This window comes from Lutibaculum baratangense AMV1 (assembly GCF_000496075.1).
GTDB lineage: Bacteria > Pseudomonadota > Alphaproteobacteria > Rhizobiales > Tepidamorphaceae > Lutibaculum > Lutibaculum baratangense.
Genome location: NZ_AWXZ01000039.1, coordinates 398,711 through 411,338, shown reverse-complemented (window position 1 = coordinate 411,338; position 12,628 = coordinate 398,711). Strand labels below are relative to the sequence as shown.

The 12,628-nt window shown below is 68.6% G+C and carries 14 protein-coding genes; 4 read left to right on the top strand and 10 right to left on the bottom strand.

Annotated features, from left to right (window positions below):
- Positions 1 to 2: 2 nt before the first annotated feature.
- From N177_RS16600 to N177_RS16585, 4 genes are all read right to left on the bottom strand, one after another.
- Positions 3 to 1,073, bottom strand: a complete 1,071-nt coding sequence (locus tag N177_RS16600) for an ABC transporter ATP-binding protein (RefSeq protein ID WP_023433552.1) — start codon at positions 1,071 to 1,073, stop codon at positions 3 to 5.
- 11 nt (positions 1,074 to 1,084) lie between these two features.
- On the bottom strand, positions 1,085 to 2,170 hold the full coding sequence (locus tag N177_RS16595; RefSeq protein WP_023433551.1) for an ABC transporter ATP-binding protein: 1,086 nt from the start codon (positions 2,168 to 2,170) through the stop codon (positions 1,085 to 1,087).
- A gap of 105 nt (positions 2,171 to 2,275) precedes the next feature.
- Positions 2,276 to 3,799: a glycerol-3-phosphate dehydrogenase gene (gene glpD / locus N177_RS16590; protein ID WP_040486086.1), complete on the bottom strand. Its 1,524-nt coding sequence runs from the start codon at positions 3,797 to 3,799 to the stop codon at positions 2,276 to 2,278.
- Between the two features lie 124 nt (positions 3,800 to 3,923).
- Positions 3,924 to 4,718, bottom strand: a complete 795-nt coding sequence (locus tag N177_RS16585; RefSeq protein ID WP_023433549.1) for a DeoR/GlpR family DNA-binding transcription regulator — start codon at positions 4,716 to 4,718, stop codon at positions 3,924 to 3,926.
- Between the two features lie 153 nt (positions 4,719 to 4,871).
- On the opposite strand from N177_RS16585, the gene trhA reads away from it, so the two are divergent.
- The 3 genes from trhA (at position 4,872) to N177_RS16570 (ending at position 7,841) form a co-directional block, all read left to right on the top strand.
- The gene (gene trhA, locus N177_RS16580) at positions 4,872 to 5,519 is read left to right on the top strand and encodes a PAQR family membrane homeostasis protein TrhA (protein ID WP_023433548.1); all 648 of its coding nucleotides are present in this window, start codon (positions 4,872 to 4,874) and stop codon (positions 5,517 to 5,519) included.
- Positions 5,520 to 5,643: 124 nt separating this feature from the next.
- Positions 5,644 to 7,014, top strand: a complete 1,371-nt coding sequence (locus N177_RS16575) for an NfeD family protein (RefSeq protein ID WP_244444295.1) — start codon at positions 5,644 to 5,646, stop codon at positions 7,012 to 7,014.
- Positions 7,014 to 7,841, top strand: a complete 828-nt coding sequence (locus tag N177_RS16570) for a slipin family protein (RefSeq protein ID WP_023433546.1) — start codon at positions 7,014 to 7,016, stop codon at positions 7,839 to 7,841. The genes N177_RS16575 and N177_RS16570 overlap by 1 nt, the downstream gene beginning before the upstream one ends.
- Before the next feature lie 38 nt (positions 7,842 to 7,879).
- Here the strand turns inward: N177_RS16570 and N177_RS16565 are convergent, their stop codons facing one another.
- The 5 genes from N177_RS16565 to N177_RS16545 all read right to left on the bottom strand — a co-directional run bounded on the left by N177_RS16565 (position 7,880) and on the right by N177_RS16545 (position 11,050).
- Positions 7,880 to 8,122 carry a hypothetical protein gene (locus N177_RS16565; RefSeq protein WP_023433545.1) on the bottom strand — a complete coding sequence of 81 codons (243 nt, stop codon included), beginning with the start codon at positions 8,120 to 8,122 and terminating at the stop codon, positions 7,880 to 7,882.
- A gap of 212 nt (positions 8,123 to 8,334) precedes the next feature.
- Positions 8,335 to 8,556 (bottom strand): hypothetical protein, encoded by a 222-nt coding sequence (locus N177_RS16560; RefSeq protein ID WP_023433544.1) that lies wholly within the window; start codon positions 8,554 to 8,556, stop codon positions 8,335 to 8,337.
- 403 nt (positions 8,557 to 8,959) lie between these two features.
- Entirely contained in the window at positions 8,960 to 9,571 is a 612-nt protein-coding gene (locus tag N177_RS16555; RefSeq protein ID WP_023433543.1) for a flavodoxin family protein, read from the bottom strand.
- A gap of 113 nt (positions 9,572 to 9,684) precedes the next feature.
- Positions 9,685 to 10,362: a 3-oxoacid CoA-transferase subunit B gene (locus tag N177_RS16550; protein ID WP_023433542.1), complete on the bottom strand. Its 678-nt coding sequence runs from the start codon at positions 10,360 to 10,362 to the stop codon at positions 9,685 to 9,687.
- A 10-nt stretch (positions 10,363 to 10,372) separates the two neighbouring features.
- Positions 10,373 to 11,050 (bottom strand): 3-oxoacid CoA-transferase subunit A, encoded by a 678-nt coding sequence (locus N177_RS16545; RefSeq protein ID WP_200863424.1) that lies wholly within the window; start codon positions 11,048 to 11,050, stop codon positions 10,373 to 10,375.
- Positions 11,051 to 11,303: 253 nt separating this feature from the next.
- Here N177_RS16545 and N177_RS16540 point away from each other — a divergent pair, with 253 nt between their 5' ends.
- The gene (locus N177_RS16540; protein WP_023433540.1) at positions 11,304 to 11,744 is read left to right on the top strand and encodes a PaaI family thioesterase; all 441 of its coding nucleotides are present in this window, start codon (positions 11,304 to 11,306) and stop codon (positions 11,742 to 11,744) included.
- A gap of 26 nt (positions 11,745 to 11,770) precedes the next feature.
- On the opposite strand, the gene N177_RS16535 is transcribed toward N177_RS16540, so the two are convergent.
- Positions 11,771 to 12,622: an ABC transporter permease gene (locus N177_RS16535; protein WP_023433539.1), complete on the bottom strand. Its 852-nt coding sequence runs from the start codon at positions 12,620 to 12,622 to the stop codon at positions 11,771 to 11,773.
- Between the last annotated feature and the right edge of the window lie 6 nt (positions 12,623 to 12,628).

Here is a 12,628-nt window from a genome sequence, read left to right as displayed (position 1 = left end):
GCTCAGGCCCTCGGCTCGACGAGATGGGAGTCGACGTAGACGTTCACCCGGGCAGGATCGAAGACGAGCGAGGCCTCGGCCGGCAGCTCCTGGTCCTCGCCGACGACGGCGTTGACCTCGTGGCCCTCGAGCGAAGCACGCACGACGCGGAAGCGTCCGAGATCCTCGACGCGCCTGATCTGCACCGGCAGGCCTTCCCCTGCCCGGGCGACCCGCACGAACTCCGGCCGCACGCCGATCTCGGCGGTCACGGCTCGCTCGTAGCTACCCGACAGCGAAATGCGGTTGCCGCCGAGAATCGCCTCCCGCCCGTCGACGGAGGCAGGCAGCACGTTCATCCCCGGCGAGCCGATGAAGTAGCCGACGAAGGTGTGGCGCGGCTTCTCGAAGAGCTCCTCAGGCGTCCCGAACTGCACGACCTCGCCTTCGTACATGACGACGACCTTGTCGGCGAAAGTCAGCGCCTCCGTCTGGTCGTGGGTGACGTAGATCATCGTGAAGCCGAAGCGCTTGTGCAGGTGCTTGAGCTGCGAGCGAAGCACCCACTTCATGTGCGGATCGATGACCGTGAGGGGCTCGTCGAACAGGATCGCGTTGACGTCGGAGCGCACAAGCCCCCGGCCGAGCGAGATCTTCTGCTTTTCGTCGGCCGACAGGTTGGCGGCCTTGCGCTTCGCCTTGTCCTGAAGGTCGATGATGCGAAGCATCTCCTCGACCCGCGTCCGCACCTCCGCCTCCGGCACGCGGCGGTTGCGCAAGGGGAAGGCGAGATTGTCGAAGACCGACATCGTGTCGTAGATGACCGGGAACTGGAAGACCTGCGCGATGTTTCGCGCCTCCGGCGGCATGTCCGTCACGTCGCTGTCGCCGAAGAGGATGCGGCCCCTGCTCGGCGTCAGGAGCCCCGAGATCAGGTTGAGGAGCGTCGTCTTTCCGCAGCCGGAGGGGCCGAGGAGCGCATAGGCCTGCCCGTCCTCCCAGACGTGGTTGACCTCCTTCAGCGCCCAGTCCGCGGCGCCCTGAGGGTTGGACCTGTAGGAGTGGGCGATGCCGTCGAGCACGATGCGGGACATGGGCTTCTCCCTCAGGCGGCGCTGCGGAGGGCCGGGGCGGCGGCGAGCAGCCAGTCGGATCCGAAGACGAAGAGACGTTGCGGATCGAGATAGACCGTCAGGTCCTCGTCCACCTCGATCGACCGCACACCGTGCGCGAGGGCGACCCAGCGCTCGCCGCCGTGGTCGAGGTGGACGAAGCTCTCCGAGCCCGTGATCTCGGTCACCGCGACGCGGGCCTTCAGCGCCACGGCCTGCGGCCCGGGTGGATCGAGGTAGAGGTGGTGTGGCCGGAAACCCAGCACGTAGGTGCCGTCGGCCAGCGCCATCGCGGAGGCGGGCGCGGCGATGGCCGTGTCCTGCGGGCCGTGGAAGCGGTCGCCGCGCTTCGTCACCTTCAGCATGTTGAGCGGCGGGTCCGAGAAGGTTCTTGCCGTCACGAGGTCGACGGGGTTGCGGAAAACCTCCGGCGTCGGGCCGTACTGCGTCACCCTGCCCTCCGACAGCGTCGCCGTGTTGCCGCCGAGAAGGAGAGCCTCGCTCGGCTCCGTCGTGGCGTAGACGAAGATCGTGCCGCTTTCCGCGAAGATCTTCGGCAACTCGGCGCGCAGCTCCTCGCGCAGCTTGTAGTCGAGATTGGCGAGCGGCTCGTCGAGGAGCACGAGGTCGGCCCCCTTCACCAGCGCCCGCGCGAGCGCCGTCCGCTGCTGCTGTCCGCCGGAGAGCTCGAGCGGCGTGCGCTCGAGATAGGGCTCGAGCCTGAGGAGCGCGGCCGCCTTCCTGACCTCCGCCTCGATCGTCGCCTTGTCGCGGCCGGCGACGCGCAGGGGCGAGGCGATGTTCTCGTAGACGGTGAGCGTCGGGTAGTTGATGAACTGCTGGTAGACCATGGCGACGTTGCGCTTCTGGACCGGCACCCCGACGACGCTCTTGCCGTCCATCAGGATGTCGCCCGAGGCGGGCCTGTCGAGCCCGGCCATCAGGCGCATGAGGCTCGTCTTGCCGGAGCGCGTCGGCCCGAGCAGCACGTTGAGCGACCCGCGCTCGAGCGCCATCGAGACGCCGCGAATATGCGTCTCCCGCCCGACGACCTTGGTCACGTCACGCAGTTCGAGCATCGACCGCCGTTCCCTTCTCCGGCCCCGCGGGCGCCGTTGTCCTTCCCTCGCGGCCATTTGCGGCCGCACGCTTCTGGCTCGGGGCGGTTCGCCCGCCCTCTCGTCTCAGCCGGCGGCGAGGTTTGCTTCGCGTGCCGGATGTCGATCCTGCAGATATTCCTCGAGTGCCGCCACCTGGTCGATCGTCATGCGCAGGCCGAGCTTGGAACGCCGCCACACGATGTCCTCGGCCGTGCTCGCCCACTCCTTCGCGCGCAGCCATTCGACCTCGCGCTCCGTCAGTCCCTCGCCGAAGTCGCGACCGAGATCCGCGACCGAGCCGACCCCGTTCAGCAGCAGGCTCGTGTCGGTGCCGTAGGCCCGCACCAGGCGCCGCACGAGATCGCGCGGCAGCGCCGGGTGGTCGCGCGCCACGAGGTCGCAGAGCGCTTCGTAGCCGTCGGCCGGAAAGTCGCCGCCGGGCAGCGTCGCACCGGCAGTCCATGGCCGGCCCCGCCGCTCGCCGAGCGCTTCCTCGATCTTCTGGAGCGCCGCCTCGGCAAGACGGCGATACGTCGTGATCTTGCCGCCGAAGATGTTGAGGAGCGGCGGCACGCCTGCGCCCCGGTCGAGCTTCAGGACGTAGTCGCGCGTGGCGGCCTGAGCTGCCGTCGCCCCGTCGTCGAAGAGCGGCCGTACGCCCGAATAGGTCCAGACGACGTCGGCCGGAGCGACTTTCCGCGAGAAATACTCGCCGGCCGCCCGGCAGAGATACTCGATCTCTTCGTCGGTGATGCGGACCGAGCCCGGGTCGCCCTCGTAGTCCCGGTCGGTCGTGCCGATCAGAGTGAAGTCGCGCTCGTAGGGGATGGCGAAGACGATGCGGCCGTCCTCGTTCTGGAATATGTAGGCGCGGTCGTGGTCGAACAGCTTCGGCACCACGATGTGGCTGCCCTGGACGAGCCGCACGTTGTGGGCCGTGGCGTGGGTCGCGACGCCCAGCACCTTGTCGACCCATGGCCCGGCGGCGTTGACGACGAGCCGCGCATGGACGGTCTCGCTGCCCCCGTCGGGCGTGCGCAGGAGCACCCGCCAGCCCTCGCCGTAGCGCTCGAGCGAGGCGACCTGCGTCCTCGTTCGGATCTCCGCGCCCTTCTCCCGGGCGGCGCGCGCGTTCAGCACCACGAGGCGAGCATCGTCGACCCAGCAGTCGGAATACTCGAAGCCGCGGCGATAGTCGCCGGCGAGCGGCCTCCCCGCGGCGTCCCGGCGCAGGTCGAGCGTCCGCGTCGGCGGCAACTTCCTCCGCCCGCCGATATGGTCATAGAGGAAGAGGCCGAGGCGCAGCAGCCACGCCGGCCGCAGGCCGCGATGGTGCGGCAGCACGAAACGGAGCGGCCAGATGATGTGCGGCGCCATCGACCACAGCACCTCGCGCTCCATCAGCGCCTCGCGCACCAGACGGAACTCGTAGTACTCGAGGTAGCGCAGGCCGCCATGCACGAGTTTCGTCGACCATGACGACGTGCCGCTGGCGAGGTCGTTCATCTCGCAGAGCAGGACCGACCAGCCCCGCCCGGCCGCATCACGCGCGATGCCGCATCCGTTGATGCCGCCGCCGACCACGAGAATGTCGTACTGCTTCGCCACGCGCCCCACCTGCGCTCGCTCCCTTGCGCGCCGGGCGGTCTTTCGCCGCTCTCGACCCCTTCATTTGTATTTCGGTTTGGCGCATTTCCGCAAGTAGCCCGAAAGCAAAAAGGCGATGAAAACGTTACACCGCTTCGGGAAGGGCTGCGGGGGAGGCTTCCGGCAGGGCCTCGATAAGCTCGACGTCGTGCTCCGCGCAGAGCCGCCGAACCTCTTCGTGGGGGCACCGGTCGGTCACGAAGACGTCGACCTGGCTCAGATGCCCCATGCGGACGGGCGCCGTGCGTTCGAACTTCGTGGCGTCCGCGACCAGCACCACGCGCCGGGCGTTCTCGGCGATGGCCTGTGCGACCTTAACTTCCCGGTAGTCGAAGTCGAGGAGCGCGCCGTCGAGGTCGATCGCCGATATGCCGATGATCGCGTAGTCGACCTTGAACTGCCGGATGAAGTCGACCGCCGCCTCGCCGACGACGCCTCCGTCCGACGAGCGGACGACCCCGCCGGCAATGATGACCTGAAGCGAGGGATATGGCCGCATCATCGTGGCGACGGTGATGTTGTTCGTGATCACCATCAGTCCGGACCGCTGCAGAAGCGCTTCGGCCACGGCTTCCGTCGTCGTCCCGATATTGATGAAGAGTGACGCCCGGTCCGGGATCAGGCCCGCGGCCGCACGGCCGATCGCGGCCTTCTCGGCGTGCGCGATCATGCGCCGCGCGTCGTAGCCGACATTCTCCACGCTGGAGGAGAGCGTGGCGCCGCCATGCACGCGCGTGAGGTAGCGCCGATCGCAGAGTTCGTTCAGGTCCTTGCGGATCGTCTGCGACGACACCCCGAACCGCTCGGCGAGATCCTCGACGGCCACCCGGCCGACCTCGCGGGCACGCCCGAGAATTGCTTTCTGGCGTTCAGGCAGCATGGTGAGACGCTTTCGTTTTCTGGGACAATCGAAAGTCCCGCGCAAGATACCGCAGGTCCCGGCTGCGGCACCAGAGCCCGGAGGGACGACTTGCTTCCCCGTCGGGGGTATCTAGGTTTACGAGGCGCCTCGCCTCGCTCAAACGGAGAAGCAATGTCGGAACGCTTCGTCGACGCCAGATCCTGGAACTACACGCCGGCGGAGCTATGGGCTGACGGCATCGTCCACGCGGTGGGGCTCGTTCTGGGGGTCGTCGCCGCCACCGCCCTCTTCATTGCATCCCTCGAGAGGTTCGACCTGGTGGGTACAATGGCGGTCTCGACCTACGCCGCGTCGCTGCTCCTGTCTCTCGGCCTGTCGGCCACCTACAACATCTGGCCGGTCGGCCGCACGAAGTGGCTTCTGAGGCGCTTCGACCACTCGGCGATCTACCTGTTGATCGCCGGGACATACACCCCCTTCATGATCGAGGCCGGCACGTATCGGCTGATGGCGGTCGTCTGGACCGTCGCGGTGGCCGGGGTCGCGCTGAAGCTCATCCGGCCGGGGCGGTACGAGCGGTTGTCGATCTACCTCTACCTCGCCCTCGGCTGGAGCGGCGTCAGCGCCCTCGACGTCTTCATCGAGACCCTGCCCAGGGCGACGCTCTGGCTCATCCTGGCGGGAGGTCTCGTCTACACGCTCGGCGTGATCTTCCACCTGTGGCAGACCCTGCGCTTCCACAACCCGATCTGGCACGGCCTCGTCCTCGTCGCCGCCTCGATCCACTTCGCCGCCGTCTGGATCTGCGTCACCGCGTGAGACCCCGGGGAGCGCCGGGCGCCGAAATCGGCTAGAAAGGGGGGGAGACTCGAACCGGATCGGGAGAGGCAGCTTGCCGACGGCGGGACCGCGACATCGCCATTCCGGGCCTCGGGGCCGGGTGTTGCTGTTCGCGCTCGCGACCTTGACCGTCCTGGGCGCGTTCCTGTTCCTGTCGGACCGGACGCTTTCGGCCGCCCAGCCGGCGGAGAGCGGAGGCACGGTGCTCCTCCTCGACGTGCAGGGCGCCATCGGTCCCGCCACCACGCTCTTCCTCAGGCGCGGGCTCGACGAGGCGGCAGACCGTGGCGCGGCGGCGATCGTCCTGCGGATCGACACGCCCGGCGGCCTCGTCTCCTCGACGCGCGACATCATCCGCGACCTCCTCGGCTCCCCCGTCCCCGTCATCGCCTACGTGGCCCCGAGCGGGGCGCGGGCGGCGAGCGCCGGCACCTACATCCTATATGCAAGCCACCTCGCGGCCATGGCACCCGGCACGAATGTCGGTGCTGCCACCCCGATCGAGATCGGCGGAGGCCTCACACCGGGTGGCGAGGGCGAAGAGGAGGGCGAGGATAGACCCTCCCGCGATCCGGCGAGCAGCAAGGCGGTCAACGACGCGGTCGCCCAGATCCGCAGCCTCGCGGACATCCACGGCCGCAACGCGGACTGGGCCGAGCATGCGGTGCGCGATGCAGAGAGCTTGGCCGCGCGCGCCGCTTTGGACGAGAACGTGATCGAGATCCTCGCGGACGACCTGCTGGACCTGCTCGCCCAGGCGGACGGGAGGCAGGTGCGCGTCCAGGGCCGGGACGTCGTCCTGCGCACGGCCGATCTCGGCCTTACGTCGCTCGAGCCCGACTGGCGCACGCGGCTCCTCGCCGCGATCACCGACCCCAACATCGCGTATATCCTGATGCTGATCGGGATCTACGGCATCATCCTCGAGTTCTGGAACCCCGGCACGATCTTCTCCGGCGTCATCGGCGCCATCGCCCTCGTCGTCGCCCTCTTCGCGCTGAACATGCTGCCGGTCAGCTATGCCGGCGGCGCGCTCCTGTTCCTCGGTCTCGCGCTCATGGCCGCCGAGGCGTTCGTTCCGTCGTTCGGGATACTCGGCATCGGCGGCGCCGTCGCCTTCGCGCTCGGGTCTGTCTTCCTGTTCGAGGACGTGCCGGGCTTCGCGCTTTCGCCGGCCGTCATCGCCGTCGCCACGGCGGTGACGGCCGGCTTCCTGATCCTCGGCTTCGCGGCCGTCGCGCGGGCCTATCGGCGCCGCGTCGTCACGGGGGACGAGACCCTTCCCGACGAGCCGGCCGAAGTGATCGAATGGTCCGGCACCTCCGGCTCGATCCATGTCCACGGCGAGCGCTGGAAGGCCCGTTCCGACGCTTCGTTCGCGGCCGGCGACCATGTCCGCGTCATCGGCCGGGAGGGGCTCGTTCTCGTCGTGGAGCCGGAACAGACAACACCGAACCGAACAGGAGACGCGTGATGCCTTTCGACCTCGTGGCCTACCTCGTCATCGCAGCCCTGGCCGTCTTCGTGCTGGTCTCGCTGATCAGCATCCTTCGCGAGTACGAGCGCGGCGTCGTCTTCACCCTGGGCCGGTTCTCGGGCGTGAAGGGGCCGGGCATCATCATCCTGATCCCGGTCGTCCAGCAGATGGTCAGGGTCGACCTCCGCACCATCGTCCTCGACGTGCCGAGCCAGGACGTCATCTCGAAGGACAACGTCTCGGTGAAGGTGAACGCCGTCCTCTACTTCCGTGTCGTCGATCCGGGGAAGGCGGTGATCCAGGTGGAGAACTTCATGATGGCGACGAGCCAGCTCGCCCAGACGACGCTGCGCTCGGTGCTCGGCAAGCACGACCTCGACGAGATGCTGTCCGAGCGCGACAAGCTGAACGCCGACCTGCAGGAGATCCTCGACAGCCAAACCGACGCCTGGGGCATCAAGGTCGCGAATGTCGAGATCAAGCACGTGGACATCGACGAGAGCATGGTGCGAGCAATCGCCCGGCAGGCGGAAGCCGAGCGCAACAGGCGCGCCCGCATCATCAACGCGGAAGGCGAGCACCAGGCCGCGGAACGGCTCGTGGAAGCCGCGAGCACCCTCGCCGCCCGCCCGGAGGCGATGCAGCTGCGCTATCTCTCGACGCTCTACGACATTGCGGGCGACAAGAACTCGACGATCGTGTTCCCCGTGCCGATCGATCTGATGCGAGGCCTGTTCAGCGCCGCCACCGGCGCGTCGCCCTCGGCGGCGGCGCCGGCGCCGTCCCCAAGCGACCGGGGCGAAGGGTCGGGCGGCAGGCCGTAAGCCGCCACATCCCGCCTCGTCCGGCCGGCCGGAAGCCCCTACCCGGCGGGAACCGCGCGCTTGCGCTTCTTGGGCGCGGCCTTGGCCTTGGCCTTGGCCTTGGCGGCAACCTCCGCCGCCTCGGCGTCCTCGGCTTCCTTGGCCAGCCGCGCCTCGCGCAGCCGCAGGGTCTTCTTCTGCGCCGCGGTGCGCTCCGCGTCGATCAGAGCCTTGGCCGTCTTGGTCGTCTCTTCGCCCCGGTCCCGCTTGCTCTGGGCGCTCCCGCCACTGTTCTTCGACATCCGGAACCTCCGACGTTGTTCATGTGACACGACAGCCTCGACGCCGCGGCACCAGGTGCGGGGGCGTGAGAGCAACAGTATGATCGAGATTTGCCGTCTCGGGAACGCGGTGCCGCGCCGCCCGTGAAAAGGCTTAACGGGCCCCAGGGGGCGATGCCCCGCTAGCCATCAACCATCGAGCGGTGTTGCGACCAGTCGCCGCCGCGTCCACGTCAGCCGCCGGATGCGAGGGCCGGCGAGGAGTCCGCATGGGTGATCTGGCTCTCGGTGACGACCCGCTGCTGCGGCCGCGACATGCTCTCGACGCGGTACTGCCAGTCGCCCCGCTCCTCCGGCAGAAGCGCGAGGATCTTGTAGACGCCATCCAGGCCCTGATGAAGGGTCGAGCCGGCCAGGCGAACGTTCTGGCCGACAGTGTAAGCGTGCGAAGTCATGCTGGCTCCTTCCAGTGCGAGCTTGTCGGACAGGACGCGCCGAGGACCGACGCTGCTCCCCCGATGTTTCAGGTATGGCGCCGGTCTTCGCGAGCAGCTTCGCGGAGTTCCAGACGCCTCGGCGGGGCTCGGGGCACGGCCGGCGCGGGGCGGCCGGGGAACCGAGCGTGGAAGGGAGGCTGCGCGCGAGCCGGCTGGCTCGGGCGGAAAATCAACATCTATATGGGAATGCCTCGAGGACGGGACAAGACACCGACGCTCCCCGCAGGCGCCTCCGGCCCTCACCGTACGGGGCCGGGCGTTCGTCGGCCTGGATGCCGGGCCGGTTCGTTCTCCGGGGCTCTCCGCCCCCTCCGGGCCGACCGCGGCCGCCGGCTTCGCCCGAAGGGCGACGCCGCGGGCGTCAGCTCCCTTCTCCGGGATAGGGATTGTCCTTGAGGAGCCTCGCGAGATGGGCGGCGTTGCGCGCGAGCATCGCCGTCGCCTTCTTCACCGGGTCCGGCGTCGCGCCGAGCTCGTTGTAGTCGGTGCCGTGCATCGCCTCCCCCACCCAGTAGGTGACGGCGTTCGCGGGGATGGTGAAGCCCACGTCGCTCAGAGCCTGGTAGAGTTCGGCGCTGACATGATGGGCGCCGTCCTCGTTGCCGACGACCGCCACGCCCGCCACGATGTTATAGGACACCATGCGGCCTTCCTCGTCGGTCTCCGAGAGGAACGCATCCATTCGCTCCAGCACGCGCTTGGCGACGCTCGACGGCTGCCCGAGCCAGATCGGCGTGCCGAGGATGACGATGTCGCTCGACAGGATGTCGGCGCGGATCGCCGGCCAGTCGTCGCCCTCCCCTTCGTCGGAGGTGACGCCCGGCTTGACGTTCCGGCCGACGACGTGGATCGAGCTGCCGGTCACGTCGAAGGGGGCGAGCGCCGCGAGCACCTGATCGAGAAGAAGCTGGGTGGACGAGCTCTCGGTCGCGGGGCTGAGCGTGCAGTTGAGCGCGAGGGCCTTGAGGGTCATGAGGAAGCTCCGGTCGCTGGCATGTCACGTCCAACGTCCGGCAGCCCCGGACGGGTCCCTCCTCGTCCGCCCCCGGGCGCTGGCGGCGCGGAGCCGCACGCGCCTCCGCCGGGTCAGCCCGCGGTGTTCAGGCGATCGAAGCGAAGCCTCGCACCCGACCGCGCCTGCAGCTCCTCCCGCGTCAGCCCGGGAATCATCTCGACGACGGAAAAGCCCTCCTCCGTCACGTCGATGACGGCGAGGTCGGTGTAGATGCGCTTGACGACGCCCGCGGCGGTCAGCGGATAGGAGCAGCTCTCGACGAGGCGCGCCTCGCCCTGCTTCGTCGTGTGCTGCATCAGGACCCAGATGCGCTTCGCACCCGCCGCGAGATCCATCGCGCCGCCGACCGCGGGCGCGGATTCCGTCGCCGAGGTGGCCCAGTTCGCGATGTCACCGTTCTCGGCCACCTCGTAGGCGCCGAGCACGCAGAGATCGATGTGGCCGCCGCGGATCATCGCGAAGCTCGTCGCATGGTCGAAGTAGGACCCGCCGGGCTTCAGCGTCACGTGCTGCTTGCCGGCGTTGATGATCCATGGATCGACCTGGTCCTTCGCCGGCGCCGGCCCCATTCCCAGGATGCCGTTCTCGGAGTGGATGACGACCTCGCGGTCGGCCGGAATGAAGTCGGCGACCTTCGTCGGCGCGCCGATTCCGAGGTTGACGTACCAGCCCTCCGGAATGTCCTGCGCCAGGCGGTTCGCCATCTCGTCGCGGTTGAGGGCCTTGAAGGCCGCAGCAGTGTCGGACATGGGTGGTGCCTCAGATCTCGGGGTCGCCATAGGGGACATGGATGACGCGGCTCGTGAAGATGCCGGGCGTCGCGACGGCCTCGGGATCGATCGCGCCGAGGTCCACAACGTGCTGGGTCTGCGCGACGGTCGTGGTCGCGGCCATCGCCATCACGGCGTTGAAGTTCCGCCCGCTCGAGCGATAGGTGAGGTTTCCCCAGCGGTCGGCCTGCCAAGCCTCGATCAGCGCGACATCGCCCGGCAGCCACTTCTCCAGCACGTATTCGCGCCCGTCGATTACGCGCGTCTCCTTGCCCTCCGCGAGCTGGGTGCCGGCGGCGGTGGGGGTGAAGAAGGCGGGGATGCCGGCACCGGCCGCGCGCAGCCGTTCCGCCAGCGTCCCTTGCGGCACGATCTCGAGCTCGATCTCGCCGTTCGCGTAGAGCTCCTCGAACACGACGGAGCCGGCGCTGCGGGGAAAGCTGCAGATGATGCGGCGGACGCGGCGCAGTTCGAGAAGCTTCGCGAGGCCGACGCGGCCGGCGCCGGCGTTGTTGGCGACGATCGTCAGGTCCTTCGCGCCGCTCTCGATCAGCCCGTCGATCAGCGCGTCGGGCTGCCCCACCGAGCCGAAGCCGCCGACGAGCACCGTCGATCCGTCGGCGATGCCTTCCATGGCATCGGCCATGCTGCGCACGAATTTGTCTATCATGGGTGCTTCGCTCGTGGCCCCGCGTGTTCCTGCTGATCGGCGCCCCGGAAGTCGGGCGGCGGGGCGAACCTAGCCAATCGCGGCCGAGGTGCAAAGCAGCTCCGGGGCCAACCGCCATACGTGTTGGTTATAGCTCCTGTAACCCCTGCGCAGGGGTGCCGTGTTGTCGGCCCGATCCCGCTGCAGTAACCCCGAGCCTCGCGCCGGGGGCCGTCTTCCTTCGCGCCACGAGCAGAGGAGCGAGCCACCGATGTCCGATGGGTTCAGGGACGATCTTCTGACCGCCAGGTCCCTCGAGGAGCCGTCGGGCTTCCAGTCCACGATGCGCTACCGGCTGGCCGAGTGGACCGACGGGCGGGCGGTCGTCGTGATGGAGATCGGGCCGCAGCACCTCAACCGGCGCAAGGTCGTCCACGGCGGCGTCCTCGCCTCGCTGATCGACACGGCCTGCGGGTTCTCCGGCGGCTATGCCGAGACACCGGGCGAGCAGCCGGCCGTCGCGACCGTCACCCTCACGACGTCCTTCCTCGCGCCCGCCGTGAAGGGACCGCTTCGCGCCGTGGGCGCGCGCTCCGGCGGCGGCCGCAGGATCTACTTCGCGCGCGCCGAGATCTTCGACGGTGACGGCACCCTCGTCGCCCACGGCGAGGGCTCCTTCCGCGTCAGCGAGCGGCGGGTCCGCCCGGCATAGCCGCGAGCGTCGCCGGGAGGAGATCGCTACGTCTGACTGATCCCCCTCTGGCGCTCGTTCCGCCGGCGCAGGAACTCCATCGAGGTGAGCAGCAGGATAGAGATCGCGACGAGGATCGAGGCGAGCGCGAGGATCGTCGGACTGATCTCCTCCCTGAGGCCGGAGAACATCCGCACCGTCATCGGCGTCTGCTCGGGGCCTGCCAGGAACAGGACGACGACCACCTCGTCGAGCGAGGTGATGAAGGCGAAGAGCCCGCCGGCGATGACGCCCGGAAGAAGCAGCGGCAGGATGACCTTGAAGAACGTCGTCACCTGGTTCGCGCCGAGGCTCTGGGCCGCCCGGATCAGCTGCTGGTCGAAGCCCGACAGCGACGCCGTCACCGTGATGACGACGAAGGGCGTGCCGAGCACCACGTGCGCCATGATGATCGAGAAGAACGTATTGGCGAGGTTCAGCCGCGCGTAGAAGCTGAACAGGGCGGCCGCCGTGATGATGAGCGGCACGATCATCGGCGAGATGAGGATCGCCGTGATGAAGGCGCGCGCGGGCATCTGCGGCCGGCTCAGGCCGAGCGCCGCCAGCGTTCCGAGCGCGGTGGAGATGAGCGCCGAGGAGGTGGCGATGAAGAAGGAGTTGCGGATGGAGTTCATCCACTCCCGGCTCGAGAACAGGGCGTCGTACCAGCGCAGCGAGTAGGCGGACGGGTCGAGCGCCAGCATCCCTTGCGTGAAGGTGAAGTAGGGCCGCGCGTTGAAGGAGAGCGGCACGATCACGATGATCGGCACGATCAGGAAGAGGAAGATGAGCGCGCAGATCACCCTGTAGCTGTAGTACCAGACCCGCTCGCCGGTTCCCGCATAGGCTGGAAGCGCCATCGTACC

Excerpts from the sequence above, each read along its gene's own strand:
- N177_RS16600 (WP_023433552.1), bottom strand. The coding sequence starts at position 1,073 with ATGTCCCGCATCGTGCTCGACGGCATCGCCCACTCCTACAGGTCCAAC.
- N177_RS16595 (WP_023433551.1), bottom strand. The coding sequence starts at position 2,170 with ATGCTCGAACTGCGTGACGTGACCAAGGTCGTCGGGCGGGAGACGCAT.
- N177_RS16585 (WP_023433549.1), bottom strand. The coding sequence starts at position 4,718 with ATGCTGCCTGAACGCCAGAAAGCAATTCTCGGGCGTGCCCGCGAGGTC.
- trhA (WP_023433548.1), top strand. The coding sequence starts at position 4,872 with ATGTCGGAACGCTTCGTCGACGCCAGATCCTGGAACTACACGCCGGCG.
- N177_RS16570 (WP_023433546.1), top strand. The coding sequence starts at position 7,014 with ATGCCTTTCGACCTCGTGGCCTACCTCGTCATCGCAGCCCTGGCCGTC.
- N177_RS16565 (WP_023433545.1), bottom strand. The coding sequence starts at position 8,122 with ATGTCGAAGAACAGTGGCGGGAGCGCCCAGAGCAAGCGGGACCGGGGC.
- N177_RS16560 (WP_023433544.1), bottom strand. The coding sequence starts at position 8,556 with ATGACTTCGCACGCTTACACTGTCGGCCAGAACGTTCGCCTGGCCGGC.
- N177_RS16555 (WP_023433543.1), bottom strand. The coding sequence starts at position 9,571 with ATGACCCTCAAGGCCCTCGCGCTCAACTGCACGCTCAGCCCCGCGACC.
- N177_RS16550 (WP_023433542.1), bottom strand. The coding sequence starts at position 10,362 with ATGTCCGACACTGCTGCGGCCTTCAAGGCCCTCAACCGCGACGAGATG.
- N177_RS16540 (WP_023433540.1), top strand. The coding sequence starts at position 11,304 with ATGTCCGATGGGTTCAGGGACGATCTTCTGACCGCCAGGTCCCTCGAG.
- N177_RS16535 (WP_023433539.1), bottom strand. The coding sequence starts at position 12,622 with ATGGCGCTTCCAGCCTATGCGGGAACCGGCGAGCGGGTCTGGTACTAC.